This window comes from Streptomyces lasiicapitis, assembly GCF_014646335.1.
GTDB classification, from domain to species: domain Bacteria; phylum Actinomycetota; class Actinomycetes; order Streptomycetales; family Streptomycetaceae; genus Streptomyces; species Streptomyces lasiicapitis.
This window is the reverse complement of record NZ_BMNG01000013.1, coordinates 159996-174594: the sequence shown is the minus strand read 5'-3', so window position 1 is coordinate 174594 and position 14599 is coordinate 159996. Positions and strand designations below refer to the sequence as shown.

15 protein-coding genes, 1 tRNA gene and 1 riboswitch are annotated in these 14599 nt (G+C 70.8%); of the genes, 11 read left to right on the top strand and 5 right to left on the bottom strand.

Annotation, left to right across the window (positions count from 1 at the left end; all coding sequences use genetic code 11):
• Window positions 1-49 precede the first annotated feature (49 nt).
• Window positions 50-1375: a PTS transporter subunit EIIC gene (locus tag IEY91_RS28055; RefSeq protein WP_164324555.1), complete on the bottom strand. Its 1326-nt coding sequence runs from the start codon at window positions 1373-1375 to the stop codon at window positions 50-52.
• A 225-nt stretch (window positions 1376-1600) separates the two neighbouring features.
• Here IEY91_RS28055 and IEY91_RS28050 point away from each other — a divergent pair, with 225 nt between their 5' ends.
• The 4 genes from IEY91_RS28050 (at window position 1601) to rdgB (ending at window position 4053) form a co-directional block, all read left to right on the top strand.
• A complete protein-coding gene (locus IEY91_RS28050; protein ID WP_016638888.1) occupies window positions 1601-1834 on the top strand; it encodes a PTS sugar transporter subunit IIB in 234 nt (77 codons plus the stop codon).
• A 217-nt stretch (window positions 1835-2051) separates the two neighbouring features.
• The gene (rph, locus tag IEY91_RS28045) at window positions 2052-2783 is read left to right on the top strand and encodes a ribonuclease PH (protein WP_164324556.1); all 732 of its coding nucleotides are present in this window, start codon (window positions 2052-2054) and stop codon (window positions 2781-2783) included.
• 181 nt (window positions 2784-2964) lie between these two features.
• The gene (locus IEY91_RS28040; RefSeq protein ID WP_164324558.1) at window positions 2965-3363 is read left to right on the top strand and encodes a hypothetical protein; all 399 of its coding nucleotides are present in this window, start codon (window positions 2965-2967) and stop codon (window positions 3361-3363) included.
• A gap of 87 nt (window positions 3364-3450) precedes the next feature.
• Window positions 3451-4053: an RdgB/HAM1 family non-canonical purine NTP pyrophosphatase gene (rdgB, locus tag IEY91_RS28035; protein WP_189176131.1), complete on the top strand. Its 603-nt coding sequence runs from the start codon at window positions 3451-3453 to the stop codon at window positions 4051-4053.
• Window positions 4054-4130: 77 nt separating this feature from the next.
• Here rdgB and IEY91_RS28030 read toward each other — a convergent pair.
• Window positions 4131-4215 (bottom strand) — tRNA-Leu (locus IEY91_RS28030).
• Between the two features lie 74 nt (window positions 4216-4289).
• Window positions 4290-4757, bottom strand: a complete 468-nt coding sequence (gene bcp / locus IEY91_RS28025; RefSeq protein ID WP_189176130.1) for a thioredoxin-dependent thiol peroxidase — start codon at window positions 4755-4757, stop codon at window positions 4290-4292.
• A 162-nt stretch (window positions 4758-4919) separates the two neighbouring features.
• Between bcp and IEY91_RS28020 the strand changes: the two genes are divergently transcribed.
• The 3 genes from IEY91_RS28020 to IEY91_RS28010 all read left to right on the top strand — a co-directional run bounded on the left by IEY91_RS28020 (window position 4920) and on the right by IEY91_RS28010 (window position 6149).
• Window positions 4920-5252: a DUF3618 domain-containing protein gene (locus IEY91_RS28020; RefSeq protein WP_189176129.1), complete on the top strand. Its 333-nt coding sequence runs from the start codon at window positions 4920-4922 to the stop codon at window positions 5250-5252.
• Window positions 5253-5349: 97 nt separating this feature from the next.
• Entirely contained in the window at window positions 5350-5652 is a 303-nt protein-coding gene (locus tag IEY91_RS28015; RefSeq protein ID WP_106967814.1) for a GroES family chaperonin, read from the top strand.
• Between the two features lie 86 nt (window positions 5653-5738).
• Window positions 5739-5799, top strand: a riboswitch (guanidine-III (ykkC-III) riboswitch).
• A gap of 29 nt (window positions 5800-5828) precedes the next feature.
• Window positions 5829-6149, top strand: a complete 321-nt coding sequence (locus IEY91_RS28010; protein ID WP_164324566.1) for a DMT family transporter — start codon at window positions 5829-5831, stop codon at window positions 6147-6149.
• A 42-nt stretch (window positions 6150-6191) separates the two neighbouring features.
• On the opposite strand, the gene IEY91_RS28005 is transcribed toward IEY91_RS28010, so the two are convergent.
• Window positions 6192-8510, bottom strand: a complete 2319-nt coding sequence (locus tag IEY91_RS28005; RefSeq protein ID WP_189176226.1) for a transglycosylase domain-containing protein — start codon at window positions 8508-8510, stop codon at window positions 6192-6194.
• 947 nt (window positions 8511-9457) lie between these two features.
• Here IEY91_RS28005 and IEY91_RS28000 point away from each other — a divergent pair.
• The 4 genes from IEY91_RS28000 to IEY91_RS27985 are packed head-to-tail and all read left to right on the top strand — an operon-like array spanning window position 9458 to window position 13053.
• Window positions 9458-10279 (top strand): ABC transporter permease, encoded by an 822-nt coding sequence (locus IEY91_RS28000; RefSeq protein ID WP_189176128.1) that lies wholly within the window; start codon window positions 9458-9460, stop codon window positions 10277-10279.
• A complete protein-coding gene (locus tag IEY91_RS27995) occupies window positions 10272-11171 on the top strand; it encodes an ABC transporter permease (RefSeq protein WP_189176127.1) in 900 nt (299 codons plus the stop codon). The genes IEY91_RS28000 and IEY91_RS27995 overlap by 8 nt, the downstream gene beginning before the upstream one ends.
• A gap of 6 nt (window positions 11172-11177) precedes the next feature.
• A complete protein-coding gene (locus tag IEY91_RS27990) occupies window positions 11178-12191 on the top strand; it encodes an ABC transporter ATP-binding protein (RefSeq protein WP_189176126.1) in 1014 nt (337 codons plus the stop codon).
• A 10-nt stretch (window positions 12192-12201) separates the two neighbouring features.
• On the top strand, window positions 12202-13053 hold the full coding sequence (locus IEY91_RS27985) for a DUF1707 SHOCT-like domain-containing protein (RefSeq protein WP_189176125.1): 852 nt from the start codon (window positions 12202-12204) through the stop codon (window positions 13051-13053).
• Between the two features lie 199 nt (window positions 13054-13252).
• Here IEY91_RS27985 and IEY91_RS27980 read toward each other — a convergent pair whose 3' ends face one another.
• Complete coding sequence (locus tag IEY91_RS27980) at window positions 13253-14584, bottom strand: SGNH/GDSL hydrolase family protein (protein WP_189176124.1); 1332 nt, start codon at window positions 14582-14584, stop codon at window positions 13253-13255.
• Window positions 14585-14599: the final 15 nt, after the last annotated feature.

The following is a 14599-nucleotide window of genomic DNA, read 5'->3' as shown; positions in this document are numbered from 1 at the left end:
GCCTGAGAAAGGGTATCGCGGAAGGTTCCGCTTCCGTGTCCGCGCGTGCCTACGCCTTGGTCTGCTCCTCGTCCAACGCCTTTGCCTCTTCTTCCGGTTCACGTCCTGGAGTGGCCAGGTTGAACTTCTTGATCACGAAGAGGAACAAGACGTAATAGACCGCTGCGAAACACAGCCCGATCGGGATGATCAGCCAGGGTTTCGTCGCCAGGCTCCAGTTGATGACGTAGTCGATGAGGCCCGCGGAGAAGCTGAAGCCGTCCTTGACGCCGAGGCCCCAGGTGACCGCCATCGAGACGCCGGTGAGCAGCGCGTGGATCGCGTACAGCGCGGGGGCGATGAACAGGAAGGAGTACTCGATCGGTTCGGTGATGCCGGTGACGAACGACGTCAGGCCGACCGAGAGCATCATGCCGCCGACGACCTTGCGGCGCTCGGGACGGGCCGCGTGCGTGATCGCGAGGGCCGCGGCCGGCAGCGCGAACATCATGATCGGGAAGAAGCCGGACGTGAACTGGCCCGCGGTCGGGTCGCCCGCCAGGAAGCGGTTGATGTCGCCGTGCACGACCGTGCCGTCGGCCTTGGTGTAGTCGCCGAACTGGAACCAGACGAAGGTGTTCAGGAACTGGTGCAGGCCGACGGTGAGCAGCGCGCGGTTGGCCACGCCGAAGATGCCCGAGCCCAGCCAGCCGAGGTCCACCAGCCACTTGGAGAAGCTGGTGAGGCCGTCACCGATGGGCGGCCAGACCCAGACGCACAGGCCCGCGAAGATCAGGCCGACGAACGCCATGATGATCGGGACGAGCCGGCGGCCGTTGAAGAAGCCGAGCCAGTCGACCAGCTTCACGCGGTGGTAGCGCTGCCAGAACCAGGCGGACAGCAGGCCCATGACGATGCCGCCGAAGACTCCGGGATTCTGGTACGCCGCCTGTGCCGGGGTTCCGTCCTCGGCCACGCAGACCCCGCTCCACATGCCCGCGCCCGCGAAGTCCGCCCCCGCGGGGCAGTCGTCGGGGAAGGCGCGCAGGACCGCGTAGTAGACGAGGAAGCCCGCGACCGCGGCGAGTGCCGTGGAGCCGTCCGACTTCTTCGCCATGCCGATCGCGACGCCGATGCAGAACAGCAGGGGCAGGCCGAGCGAGGAGTCGAGCAGGGCGCCGCCCGCGGCGGCGAAGACCTTCGCCACATTGGTCCAGCCCAGGCCGTCGTCGCCGAAGACGTCCGGCTGGCCGAGCCGGTTGAGGATGCCGGCGGCGGGCAGCACGGCGATGGGCAGCTGGAGGCTGCGGCCCATCTTCTGCAGCCCCTGGAAGAGGCCGTTCCACCACTTCTTCTGCGGCACGTTCCGCGGCACCGCGGCGGCGTCGGAACTCATCTGCGTTCCTCCCGGAACCAGCCAGGTTTGGCGGGCGTTGAAAACTGGTGTAGACCAGTTGCGGACGGGTGGTCGGTACGCCCCCACAAGGGGTGACACCTTGATCGTCATGATTGAGGACGAGTGCCGTGACCGCCCGCGAAGATGGGCCAACCGTGCGTTACCGTGACAAAGCGGACCTACGGTGTCGTGAGGCCGCGTCCTTTTCAGAGCAGGGAGAACACCATGGCCAGCAAGGCTGAGAAGATCGTTGCCGGGCTCGGCGGCATCGACAACATCGAAGAGGTCGAGGGCTGCATCACCCGCCTCCGCACGGAGGTCAACGACCCGGGCCTGGTCGACGAGGCGGCCCTGAAGGCCGCGGGCGCGCACGGCGTCGTGAAGATGGGCACCGCGATTCAGGTCGTCATCGGGACCGACGCGGACCCGATCGCCGCCGACATCGAAGACATGATGTAACGCTGCGCTGAGCTGAGCGTGCGTCGAGGGCCCTGTTCCGGTTGCCGGAACGGGGCCCTCGTGTGTGCCGTCTTGTGCCGCCGATCGTCGTCTGGGGCTTTGCCCCTTTCCCCCTGTCGGCGCTTCGCGCCTCGTCCTCAAACGCCGGACGGGCTTCCCTCGCCCGAGCGTCCAGGGGCGGCAGCCCCGGTTCGGCGCAAAGGCTAGGCTCAACGCCATGTCTCGAATCGACGGCCGTACCCCCGAACAGCTCCGCCCGATCACCATCGAACGCGGCTGGAGCAAGCACGCCGAGGGCTCTGTCCTCATCTCCTTCGGCGACACCAAGGTCTTCTGCACGGCCTCCGTGACGGAGGGCGTGCCCCGCTGGCGCAAGGGCAGCGGCGAGGGCTGGGTCACCGCCGAGTACTCGATGCTGCCGCGCTCCACCAACACCCGCGGCGACCGCGAGTCCGTCCGCGGCAAGATCGGCGGCCGTACGCACGAGATCAGCCGCCTCATCGGCCGCTCCCTGCGCGCCGTCATCGACTACAAGGCGCTCGGTGAGAACACCATCGTCCTGGACTGCGACGTCCTCCAGGCCGACGGCGGCACCCGCACCGCCGCCATCACCGGCGCGTACGTCGCCCTTGCCGACGCCGTCGCCTGGGCCCAGGGCAAGAAGCTGATCAAGGCCGGGCGCAAGCCGCTCACCGGCACCGTCAGCGCCGTCTCCGTCGGCATCGTCGGCGGCGTGCCGCTGCTCGACCTCTGCTACGAGGAGGACGTGAAGGCCGACACCGACATGAACGTCGTGTGCACCGGCGACGGCCGCTTCGTCGAGGTCCAGGGCACCGCCGAGGCCGAGCCGTTCGCCCGCGAGGAGCTGAACGCGCTGCTCGACCTCGCCGTCGGCGGCTGCGTGGACCTCGCCGCGTACCAGAACGAAGCGCTCGAAAAGGTCAAGTAGGGCATAACCGGCACCTGTGTGTGGGGGTGCGGGTCGCGGTCAAGTGGCGTGCGGTGCGGGCGAGTTGTGGTTCGGGCCGCGCGGCGCGGGAAGCAACCTTCGGGGCCCGGACGGGCGTTCTTACGAGTGCGGGCGTACGGGCCAAGCCGTACGCCTGCCCGCACCGGGGAGGGATTCACGCATGGCCGCGCGCCACCGCCGTACCGTTACCGCCATCGCCACCGTTCTGATCGCCGTCACGGCGGGCGCCGGCCTCGTGGCCTGCGACCCCGTCGACAAGGCCATCGACTGCGCCAAGACCGCCGACGAGATCCACGACAACATCCAGGACATGCAGGAAGCCGTCCAGGACGCCGCCCTGGACCCCGGGGACGCCGACAAGTCGCTCGACGACATCGAGGACAACCTCGACAACATCCGCGACAAGTCCGACGACTCCGACGTGGACAAGGCCATCGACCACCTGGAGAAGGCCGTCGACAACATCCGCGACTCCACCAAGGACGGCGGCGACAAGACGCCCGACATGAGCCCGGTCGGCGACGCGGCCAAGGAACTGACGAAGGTCTGCACCGACTGAGCCGATCTTTGTCACGGTGACGGGACGGGGCGGGCGGTGCGCGGCGGGCGGGACACCGGGCCCGCCGACGGGCCGGATACTTGTCCCATGACCCGCCTCATCCTCGCCACCCGCAACGCCGGCAAGCTCACCGAGCTCAAGGCGATCCTCGCCGACGCCCGGCTCGACCACGAGCTCGTCGGCGCGGACGCCTACCCGGACATCCCCGACGTCAAGGAGACCGGCGTCACCTTCGCCGAGAACGCGCTCCTCAAGGCGCACGCCCTGGCCCAGGCCACCGGACTGCCCGCCGTCGCCGACGACTCGGGGCTCTGCGTCGACGTGCTCGGCGGCGCCCCCGGCATCTTCTCGGCACGCTGGGCGGGCCGGCACGGCGACGACCGCGCCAACCTGGAGCTCCTGCTCGCCCAGCTCGGCGACATCGACGACCCGCACCGCGGCGCCCACTTCGCCTGCGCGGCCGCCCTCGCACTGCCCGACGGCACCGAGCGGGTCGTCGAGGGCCGCCTGCTCGGCACCCTGCGGCACACCCCGTCGGGCACCGGCGGCTTCGGCTACGACCCGGTGCTCCAGCCCGAGGGCGACACCCGCACCTGCGCCGAGCTGACCCCGGACGAGAAGAACGCGATCAGCCACCGCGGCAAGGCGTTCAGGGCGCTGGTGCCGGTGGTGCGGGAGTTGTTGGGCTGAGCCCGGCTGCCGGACACGGCACGACACGGGACCGGACACGGCGAAGGGCGCCTCACCGAGGCGCCCTTCGTGACGCGTGCGGCCGGAGGGACTCGAACCCTCACGGGGTATTACCCCACTGGGACCTAAACCCAGCGTGACTGCCAATTCCACCACGGCCGCGTGCCGGAGCCATCGTAATGGCCGCCCGGCCGCGCCTGCCCGGGGAGTCAGAACTTGTCAGGTGGCCGGGGAGGTCAGACGCCCAGGTCCCTGATGATCTTTGCTACGTGGCCCGTCGCCTTGACGTTGTAGAAGGCGTGCTCGACCTTGCCCGTCCCGTCCACGACGACCGTCGAGCGGATCACGCCGGTCACGGTCTTGCCGTACAGCTTCTTCTCGCCGAAGGCGCCGTACGCCTCCAGGGTCGCCTTGGACGGGTCGCCGACGAGGGTGACCTTCAGGTTCTCCTTCTCGCGGAACTTCGCGAGCTTCTCCGGCTTGTCGGGGGAGACGCCGATGACGTCGTAGCCCGCGGCCGCGAGCACGTCCAGGTTGTCCGTGAAGTCGCAGGCCTGCTTGGTGCAGCCGGGGGTGAGCGCTGCGGGGTAGAAGTACACGATGACCTTGCGGCCCTTGTGGTCCGCCAGGGAGACCTCCTTGCCGTCGGCGTCGGGCAGGGTGAAGGCGGGGGCGGTGTCGCCGGGCTGCAGTCGCTCGCTCATGCTCGGTCTCCTCGGACAGCTCGTACGCGGGTGCGTACGCATCGGGATGTGGTGACGGAGTCGAGCGTAATAGGGGTGCCATGGGGTGCGACGAGGGCGAAGCTGACAGACTGGGCGACGACCGGAACGACCGGACCAGAACACACCAACGGAGGCAGCGCGGTGTCGGATGCGGATGCGGATGCCAGGACTCCCGCGCAGATCGAGGCGGACATCAAGCTCCGGCGCGACCAGCTCGCCGAGACCCTCGACGAGATCGGCGTGAGGGTCCACCCCAAGACGATCGTCGGCGACGCCAAGGCCAAGATCGCCTCCAGCGTCGACCACTCCCTCGGGCGGGCCTACGTGGGGGCGAATCGCTTCGTCTCCGACGTGAAGGGCCAGCTCGTCGCGGAGGACGGCGCGCCGCGCCTGGAGCGGATCGTGCCGGTGGCCCTGGTCGTGGTGGGCCTCGTGGGGCTCCTCGCGGTCGGCTCCAGGCGCCGCAGGGGCTGACCCGGGGGCGTACAGGGCGCTCGCGGGCAGGTAGGTTCGGGGCGTGAGCGCCAAGACACATGAACCAAGCAGCCACGACGACAAGCTGCCGATCCGGATGCTGCACGACCGCGTGCTCGTGCGCCAGGACACGGCGGAGGGCGAGCGGCGCTCCGGCGGCGGCATCCTGATCCCCGCGACCGCGGCCGTCGGCAAGCGCCTGGCCTGGGCCGAGGTCGTCGCCGTGGGGCAGAACGTGCGCACCGTCGAGCCGGGCGACCGGGTCCTGTACGACCCGGAGGACCGGGCCGAGGTCGAGGTGCGGGGCGTGGCGTACGTCCTGATGCGCGAGCGCGACCTGCACGCCGTGGCGGCGGACCGCTTCGAGGGGTCCGAGGACTCGACGGGGCTGTACCTGTAGCGGGGACCTCTGGCGGGGCTGCCAGGCCTTCGACCTGCGCCTCAGGGGCCGGTGACCATCGTCACCGGCCCCTTTCGCATTCCCCTTGCTACCTTGGAAGGACCCCGACGAGACGCGCCGTACCGGGATCCGCAAAGACGACGCACCCCTGAAGTCCCTTTTTCGGAGGTGCCGTCATGGCCTGGGTCCTGCTTGTCGTCGCCGGTCTGCTCGAGGTCGGCTGGTCGATCGGAATGAAGTTCACCGACGGGTTCACCCGCCTGTGGCCGAGTGTGTTCACCGGCGCGGGCATCGTCGCCAGCATGTTCCTGCTGTCGTACGCCGCCAAGACCCTGCCGATCGGCACCGCCTACGGCGTCTGGGTCGGCATCGGCGCCGCGGGTGCCGCGGTCGTCGGCATGCTCGCCCTCGGCGAGCCCACCACCGCGGCGCGGATCTTCTTCGTGTGTCTGCTCCTTGTGGCCGTCGTGGGCCTGAAGGCGACGTCGGGCCACTGAGTGCGGGGGTGCGGGACTGGCCACAGCCAGTCCCGCACTCGGTCAGTCGCCGTTCCTGCCGCCGCCCCGCCCGGTGGTCGTGCCCTGCGTGAGCCCGCCCAGGGCGCCCTGTTGGCCGCCCTGGTCCGCCCCGCCGTCCGCGGCACCTCCGTCGGCCGCGCCGCCGTCGGCGCCGCCCCCGGTCGGCCCTTGGTTCTGACCCTGGGTCTGCCCCTGAGTCTGTCCCTGGTCCTGACCCCCGGTCGGCCCCTGGTTCTGACCCTGGTTCTGGCCCTGCGTCTGACCTTGGTCCTGGCCCTGCGTCTGGCCGCCCTGGTCCTGTCCGGGCGTGGCGCCGCCGTCCGTGGCACCGCCGTCGGCCGTGCCCCCGGTGTCCTCGTCGCCGCCGGTGGCACCGCCGGTGTCCTCGTCACCCGTCCCCGGCTCCTCGGCGCCGTCCGACGGGTCCGGCTGCACCGGCACGTCCGCGCCGGCCTCCAGCTCCAGGTCGAACTCCTTGGCGGGCTTGCCCTCCAGGGCGTCCTTGGTGAACTGCGCCCAGACGCGCGCCGGATAGCCGCCGCCGTTGATGCGCGCCTCGCCGAGCGCCCCGTACAACGGGGTCTGCTTGGCCGTGGCCGGGTCCGCGCCCATGATGGCGACGACGGTCGCCAGGTCCGGCGTGTAGCCCGCGAACCAGGCCGCCTTGTCCTCCTCCGCGGTGCCGGTCTTGCCGGCCGCCGGGCGGCCCGCGGCGAGCGCCGCCGTGCCCGTGCCGGAGTCGACGACGCTGCGCAGGATCGACGTGGTGGTGTCGGCGGCCTCGCGGCTCACCGCGGTCCGCTCCCCACGCTCGGGCAACGCGACCTCCTCACCGCCCTTGGTGATCTTCTCGACCATCGTGTACGAGCCGTGCTGGCCGTGGTTGGCGAGCGTCGCGTACGCCTCCGTCATGTCGAGCACGGACGCCGTGGACGGGCCGAGCGCGATCGACGGGGACGCGGTGAGGTCCGGGGTCTTCTCCGGGACGCCGAGCGCGACCGCGGTGTCCTTGACCTTGTCCGAGCCGACGTCGACGGCCATCTGCGCGTACACGGAGTTCACGGACTTGTCCGTGGCCTCGCGCACGGTGATGTCGCCGTACATCCCGTCGTCCTCGTTGGCGGGCGCGTACTGGCCGCCGTCCCAGCCCTGCACCGGACGGCGGTTGTTGCCGTCGTAGACGGTGTTCGGCGTGATCGTCTGGCCGGACTGCGTGGTCGAGCCGTTCTGCACGGCCGAGGTGAACACGAACGGCTTGAAGGTCGAGCCGACCTGGTAGTCGCGCCGGGTCGCGTTGTTGACGAACTGCTTGGTGTAGTCGATGCCGCCGTACATCGCGACGACCTTGCCGGTCTTCGGGTCCACGGAGGCGCCGCCCACCCGCACGTTCTTGTCGATCTTGCGGGCCTTCTTGTCGACCTTCGACATGACCTGCTCGTCGACGGCCTCCACGAACGCGTCCTGCTTCGGCTTCTGCAGGGTGGTGGTGATGCGGTAGCCGCCCTTGTTGAGGGCCTTCTCATCGACGATCTTGTTCGCGATGAGGTAGTCGTTCACGGCGTCCTTCACATAGCCGCGCTGCCCGGACATGCCCGCCGCGCCCTTGGCCTGCTTCGGCATCGGGAACTTCTGCTCCTGCCGGTCGGCGGAGTCGAGCCAGCCCTCCTTGACCATGCCGTTCAGCACGTAGTTCCAGCGGCCCTCGGCGTTGGCCCTGTTCTCGGGGTGCGTCGCGACGTCGTACGCGTTCGGGGAGTTCACGAGCGTGGCGAGGTACGCGCCCTGGGCGACCGACAGCTTCTCGATGTCCTTGCCGTAGTACGCCTGGGCGGCGGCCTGCACGCCGTACGCGTTGCGGCCGAAGTAGCTGGTGTTCAGATAGCCCTCGAGGATGTCGTCCTTGCTCACCTCGCGGTCCAGCTTGATCGAGATGAAGAACTCCTTCACCTTGCGGGTGACGGTCTGCTCCTGGCCCAGGTAGTAGTTCTTCACGTACTGCTGCGTGATCGTCGAGCCGGACTGCTTGCCCTTGCCGGTGACGGTGTTCCAGGCGGCGCGGAGCATCGCCTTCGGGTCGACGGCGGACTCCCCGTAGAAGTCCCGGTCCTCGGCGGCGAGCACGGCGTGCTGTACGTGCTTGGGGACCTGGGACAGCGGGACGTTCTCGCGGTTCGCGCCCTTGCTGCTGTCACGGGCGAGCTCGGTGCCGTCCGCGTACAGATAGACGTTGGCCTGCTTGGTGGCCATGGCGTTCGCCGGCGGGATGTCGATCAGCAGATAGCCCGCGGTGAAGCCGCCCACGAGGAGCAGGACCACGAAGATGAACCCGGCGAGCACCATCCGCCAGGTCGGGAAGAGGCGCCGCCAGCCCTTGCGCTTGGGGCGCTTCTTCTTGCCGTTCTTGCCCTTGGTGCCGGGGACGGCGCCGGGCGGGCCCGCCGGACCGCCCGGGGCGCCGGGAGCCGCGTCGGGCGAGGCCGCGCTCGCGCCGGGGCCCTGCTCCGGCTCACGGGGCGCCCACCCCTGACGCTGTTGGCCCTGCCCCTGCGTCTTCGCGGTGACGGGCCGGAGCTGCTGGGTGGAGGGGTCGGGGGCGCCCTGGGCCGAGGCGGTGCGGGCCTGCGGTGCGGAGGGTCGGGGGGCGCCTGGAGGCGTGCCGGGGCCGGGAGGCGGGGGAGTGGGCGCGCCCTTGCCGAGGGCGGGACCGCTCGGCTGGGCCGAGGCGCCGTTCTGCCGAGGCGCGGGACCGCTCGGCCGGATCGGGCGGAGCTGCTGGGTGGAGGGGCCGTCCTTCGGGGCCGCGGCACTGTCCTTGCCGGGCCCGTCGGACGCGCCAGACGCACCGGACCCGCGAGACGTGCCGGACGCACCGGACCCGCCGGATCCGCCCGACCCGCCGGACGTGCTGGACCCGCCCGACCCACCGGACGCCCCGGATGTACGCGCCTCACCGCCGGAAGCAGAGTCGCTCGGCCCCGGCCGGGAGGTCCGCTCGTCCGGACCGGCGGCGGGCTCCTCCTGCCCGTCGCCCGGCTGCCGCTGTGGCTCGTCGCTGCTCATGTCTCGCGGAACTCCCGGTTCGCGTCGTACATCTCGTACGCCTCGTACATCCAGTAGGCCTCGTACGACCCATTGCACACTGTCATCACGTGCCTCACTGACCAGGCACGCACCGTGCGGCGAAATTGCCTGGCACGGGCGGCCCCGACCGCACTAGGCTCCTGCGCTTCGGTCCGGAATCGGACCGGGCGTGGTGGCCTGGGACGGGACGAGGCTCTCTGAAGGGGATGTTCGTGGGAACAGGACGGTTCCGCCTGTACGCGGCCGTCGCCGCAGGCAGCTTCCGGCGATTCGCTACGTACCGGATCGCGACCGTGGCGGGTGTGTTCACCAACACTGTCTTCGGAGTGATCCTGACCTACACCTATATTGCCCTGTGGGACGAGAAGCCTGGACTTGGAGGATACGACCAGGCGCAGGCTCTCACGTACGTGTGGCTCGGGCAGGCACTCCTGACGACCGTCGCGGTGATGGGCGGCGGCTTCGAGGACGAGCTGATGGCGCGCATCCGCACCGGCGACGTCGCCATCGACCTCTACCGCCCCGCCGATCTTCAGGCCTGGTGGCTGGCGGGCGACGTCGGCCGGGCGGCGTTCCAGTGCCTGGCGCGCGGCGCGGTCCCGATGGCGTTCGGCGCGCTCTGCTTCCAACTGGCTCTTCCGGGCGACGTGTTGACGTGGCTGGCGGCGACCCTCGCCGTGCTGCTCGGGGTGGTGGTCAGCTTCGCGCTGCGCTTCCTGGTGGCACTCAGCGCCTTCTGGCTCCTGGACGGCGCGGGCGTCTCGCAGGTGGCCTGGCTGGCGAGCACGTTCTTCTCCGGAATGCTGCTGCCCCTGAACGTCTTCCCCGGGGCGCTCGGCGAGATCGCCCGCGCGCTGCCCTGGTCCGCGCTGATCCAGGTCCCGGCCGACGTGTTCCTCGGCAAGCACCAGGGCATGGACCTGCTCGCCACGTACGCGTTCCAGGCCGGATGGGCGGCCGTGCTGCTCACGGCCGGACGGCTGCTGCAGGCCGTCGCGACCAGGCGGGTGGTGGTGCAGGGTGGCTGAGCTGCTGCGACACGAGAAGGGGCAGGCCGGTGACCTTGCGGGGCCGGGCCGGCTTGCCGACGGCGTTCCCGACCGCCCGCTGGACCGGGCGCGGGACGGTCTTCGCGCCTACCGCATGATCGCCGCGATGTGGATCCGCTCCACCATGGCCTACCGCGCGTCCTTCGCGATGACGGCCTTCGGCAACCTCGCGGCGACCGCCCTCGACTTCGTCGCGATCCTGCTGATGTTCTCGCAGGTCGACGCGCTCGGCGGCTACCGCCTTCCCGAGGTCGCCTTCCTGTACGGCGCCTCGTCCACCGCCTTCGGCCTCGCCGACCTCGCCATCGGCTCGATGGACCGGCTCGGCAGACGGGTGCGCGACGGCACCCTGGACACGCTCCTGGTGCGGCCCGCGCCGGTGCTCGCGCAGGTCGCGGCCGACCGGTTCGCGCTGCGCAGGCTGGGGCGGGTGACGCAGGGCCTGCTGATCCTCGGATTCGCGCTGCTCGCCCTCGACGTGACGTGGACGCCCCTGAAGGTCCTGCTGATCCCGCTGATGCTGGTCAGCGGCGCGGCCATCTTCATGTCCGTCTTCATCGCGGGCGCGGCCTTCCAGTTCCTCGCGCAGGACGCCTCCGAGGTGCAGAACGCGTTCACCTACGGCGGCAACACGCTCCTGCAGTACCCGCCGTCCGTGTTCGGCAAGGACCTGGTGCGCGGCGCCACCTTCCTCGTACCGATCGCCTTCGTGAACTGGCTGCCCGGCCTGTACGTGCTCGGCCGCCCCTATCCGCTCGACCTGCCGTCGTGGGCCGCCTTCACGCCGCCGCTGGTCGCCGTCGCCTGCTGCGCGCTCGCGGGGCTCGCGTGGCGCGCGGGACTCCGCTCGTACCGCAGCACAGGGAGCTGATACGCCATGGACACGGCCCTGAACCCCGATCCCGACCGGGACCCCGACCCCGACCCGGACGCCGACTTCATCGCGCTCGACGGGATCGAGAAGGTCTTCGACGTACGCAAGAAGACCGGCTTCCTGCGCCGCGAGCGGCACCAGGTGCGGGCCGTCGACGGCATCACCTTCCGGGTGCCGCGCGGCGAGATGGTCGGCTACATCGGGCCCAACGGCGCGGGCAAGTCGACCACGATCAAGATGCTGACCGGCATCCTCACGCCCAGCGGCGGGCGCCTCAGGGTCGCGGGCATCGACCCGGCGCGCGAGCGCACCCGGCTCGCCCGCCGCATCGGCGTCGTCTTCGGCCAGCGCACCACCCTGTGGTGGGACCTGCCGCTCATCGACTCGTACCGCCTGATGCACCGCATGTACCGCATCCCCGACCGGCGCTACGCCGAGAACCTCGACCGGTGCGTCCAACTCCTCGACCTGGGCGAGCTGTTGGACGTCCCCGTACGCCAGCTCTCGCTCGGGCAGCGGATGCGCGGCGACATCGCGGCTGCGCTGCTCCACGACCCGGAGGTGCTGTACCTGGACGAGCCGACGATCGGGCTCGACGTGGTCAGCAAGGCGAAGGTCCGCACCTTCCTGCGCGACCTGAACGCCGAGTCCGGCACCACCGTGCTCCTGACCACCCACGACCTCACCGACATCGAGCAGTTGTGCAAGCGCGTGATGGTCATCGACCACGGGCGTCTGATGTACGACGGGCCGCTGGCCGGGCTGCACGAGGTGGGCGAGAGCGAGCGCACCCTCGTCGTCGACCTGGAGCGCGAACTGCCGCCCCTGGAGGTCGAGTCGGCCCGGGTCGTGAAGGTCGAGGGGCCGCGGCAGTGGCTGGCGTTCCCGGCCGCGGCGTCGGCCGCGCCGCTGGTCGCCGCCGTCGCGGCGCGCTATCCCCTCGTCGACCTCTCGGTGCGGGAGCCCGACATCGAGGCCGTGATTGCCAAGATGTACGCCGACCGGGCGACCTCGTAGGCTTGCGGCCATGACGGACGCCGAGCCCACACCACCGCCGGAGGAGCCGCCCTCATCCGGAAGGGATGCTTCCGGTCCGCCGCCCGCGGCTCAGCAGCCCGCGGCTCAGCCGCCTGCCGTCCGGTCGGCCCCCGCCGAGCCGAGCCACGCCGAGCTGCGGGCCTCCGACGCCGACCGTGAGCGGGTCGCCGAGGTGCTGCGCGAGGCGGTGGCCGAGGGGCGGCTCGACATGGAGGAGTTCGGCGAGCGGCTCGACGCGGTGTATCAGGCCCGTACGTACGGGGAACTGGCGCCCCTCACCCGCGATCTGCCCTCCGCCGTGGCGCCCGCACCCAAGGTGTCCATGGTCAAGCGCCCCGAGGACGGGGACTCCGGGGAGATCGACTGGGCCGAGCGGGTCGTCGGCGGTGAGCCCTCGTCCACGGGGGCCGTCGCGATCTGGGGCGGGTTCTCCCGCAAGGGCGGGTGGACGGTCGGGCGCCTTTTCACGTCCTTCGCGATGTGGGGTGGCGGGGAGATCGACTTGCGCGAGGCGCGGTTCGCCGAGCGTGACGTCGTCATCCGGTGCTTTGCGCTCATGGGCGGCATTCAGGTCACCGTGCCGCCCGAGCTCGACGTCACCGTCAAGGGGTTCGGGATCATGGGCGGCTTCGGCGACGACGCCACCGGGGCCGGCACGCCTGGGTCGCCCCGTGTCGTCGTCACCGGGTTCGCCCTCATGGGCGGGGTGGGCGTCGAGCGGAAGCTCCGCAAGGAGGTGCGGGCGCGGCTCAAGGAGGAGCGGCGGGAGCTGCAGGCTCGGCGGCGGGAGGAACGGCACGCGTTGCATGCGCGGCGGCGGGAGGAGCGGCGGGGGCGTTGACCCTGCCGGGGGCCTCCCCAACCCCGCCCCTTCCCGAAACCAGGGGCTGCCGCCCCTGGACCCCGCTATCGGCCTGAACGGCCTCGTCCTCAAACGCCGGACGGGCTAAAAGGGCGGGTGGGTGGGGGAAAGCCCGTCCGGCGTTTGAGGACGAGGCGCGGAGCGCCGACAGGGGGAGAGGGGCGGAGCCCCAGACGGGCTACAGCTCCGCGGCTGACGTGCCCTTCAAGTGGGTCAAGTTGAACGTCTGCGCCATGCGGCGGAAGCCGCCGTCGCTGGGGTGGAGGTGGTCGCCCGAGTCGTAGCGGTCGAGCAGGGCGCGGGGGTCGTACGGATCGCGCAGCGCCTTGTCGAAGTCGACGACCTCGTCGAAGACCTTGCCGGAGCGGATCTCGTCGTTCACGGAACGACGTACGCCTTCAAGAGCGGGCGTAAAGCCGCGGTGCCCGCCGAACGGCGTGAGGGTCGCCCCAACGACCCGCAGCCCGCGGGCATGCGCCTGCCGGGTCAGCTCACGCAGCCCGTCGGCGACGCGCCGCGCGTCGGTCTCCCGGTTGCGCAGGATGTCGTTGATGCCGAGGGCGATGACGACGGCCTTCACGCCGGTGCGGCCGAGCACGTCGCGGTGGAAGCGGGAGAGCCCGCTCGGGTTCGCGCCGGGCCCGCCGCGCAGCCCTGGCCTCCCGTCGGACAGGACACGGTTGCCGCTGATGCCCTGGTTCACGACGCTGTAGCGCGGCGCGCCGGACTCCTCGCGCAGCCGGTCGGCGAGAACGTCGGTCCAGCGGCGGTTGGTGCCCATGGTGGAGGAGATGCCGTCGGTGATGGAGTCACCGATGACGACGACGGTCCCGTCGCTCTCGCTGCTGAGCACGTCGACGGCGGAGAGGTAGCGCCAGTAGGGGCTCTGCTCGTGGTACGCCGAACCGCTCGGGTCCTCGGTGTGGTCGCCGTCGGCGACGTAACTGATCTGACGGGCGTGCGGGTGGTACGTCACGGGCCCGGACGTGGCCGGGGAGAACGTCGTGACCAGCAGGTCCGCGTCGTGCGGCACGCGCAGGCGGGCGGCGTCGCTGACGATCTGCTGCCCCGGCGGGATCACCACCGAGGTGTCGCCGCGGAAGGTGAGGCGGCGCAGCGTGTCGACGGCCGCGGCCGGGTTGTTCGAGGCGGCGGCCACGGCGACGGAGGCGTGCGTGATGGTGAGCGGCTGCGTGCCGTACAGGTTCGACAGGGTGATGCGGGCGCTCTCGCCGCCGACGCTGGTGTGCACCACGTTGCGTACCGAGCGGCCCGCCATGCCGTGCGACTCGGTGCCGGGCTCGGCCCCTGCCGGGGAGGCCGACCAGGTGCCGACCCAGGTGCCCGACGAGGCCGGTGCCGCGGAGTTGCGGGGCCCGCGCGGACTGGCGCTGAGCTGGTCCTTCGTGTCGTCGTCGGTGCCTGTGACGCCGATGTATATGGCGGCGGAAACGACCACTATGACCGTGAGCACGGCGGCAAGGAGGGCATAACCGTGACGCTTGGTCATGCGGGCTGTGTCTCC

Bases quoted from the DNA above. Each gene is read 5' to 3' on its own strand.
- IEY91_RS28055 (WP_164324555.1), bottom strand. From the start codon at position 1,375: ATGAGTTCCGACGCCGCCGCGGTGCCGCGGAACGTGCCGCAGAAGAAG.
- IEY91_RS28050 (WP_016638888.1), top strand. From the start codon at position 1,601: ATGGCCAGCAAGGCTGAGAAGATCGTTGCCGGGCTCGGCGGCATCGAC.
- rph (WP_164324556.1), top strand. From the start codon at position 2,052: ATGTCTCGAATCGACGGCCGTACCCCCGAACAGCTCCGCCCGATCACC.
- IEY91_RS28040 (WP_164324558.1), top strand. From the start codon at position 2,965: ATGGCCGCGCGCCACCGCCGTACCGTTACCGCCATCGCCACCGTTCTG.
- rdgB (WP_189176131.1), top strand. From the start codon at position 3,451: ATGACCCGCCTCATCCTCGCCACCCGCAACGCCGGCAAGCTCACCGAG.
- bcp (WP_189176130.1), bottom strand. From the start codon at position 4,757: ATGAGCGAGCGACTGCAGCCCGGCGACACCGCCCCCGCCTTCACCCTG.
- IEY91_RS28015 (WP_106967814.1), top strand. From the start codon at position 5,350: ATGCTGCACGACCGCGTGCTCGTGCGCCAGGACACGGCGGAGGGCGAG.
- IEY91_RS28010 (WP_164324566.1), top strand. From the start codon at position 5,829: ATGGCCTGGGTCCTGCTTGTCGTCGCCGGTCTGCTCGAGGTCGGCTGG.
- IEY91_RS28005 (WP_189176226.1), bottom strand. From the start codon at position 8,510: ATGGTGCTCGCCGGGTTCATCTTCGTGGTCCTGCTCCTCGTGGGCGGC.
- IEY91_RS28000 (WP_189176128.1), top strand. From the start codon at position 9,458: ATGTTCGTGGGAACAGGACGGTTCCGCCTGTACGCGGCCGTCGCCGCA.
- IEY91_RS27990 (WP_189176126.1), top strand. From the start codon at position 11,178: ATGGACACGGCCCTGAACCCCGATCCCGACCGGGACCCCGACCCCGAC.
- IEY91_RS27985 (WP_189176125.1), top strand. From the start codon at position 12,202: ATGACGGACGCCGAGCCCACACCACCGCCGGAGGAGCCGCCCTCATCC.
- IEY91_RS27980 (WP_189176124.1), bottom strand. From the start codon at position 14,584: ATGACCAAGCGTCACGGTTATGCCCTCCTTGCCGCCGTGCTCACGGTC.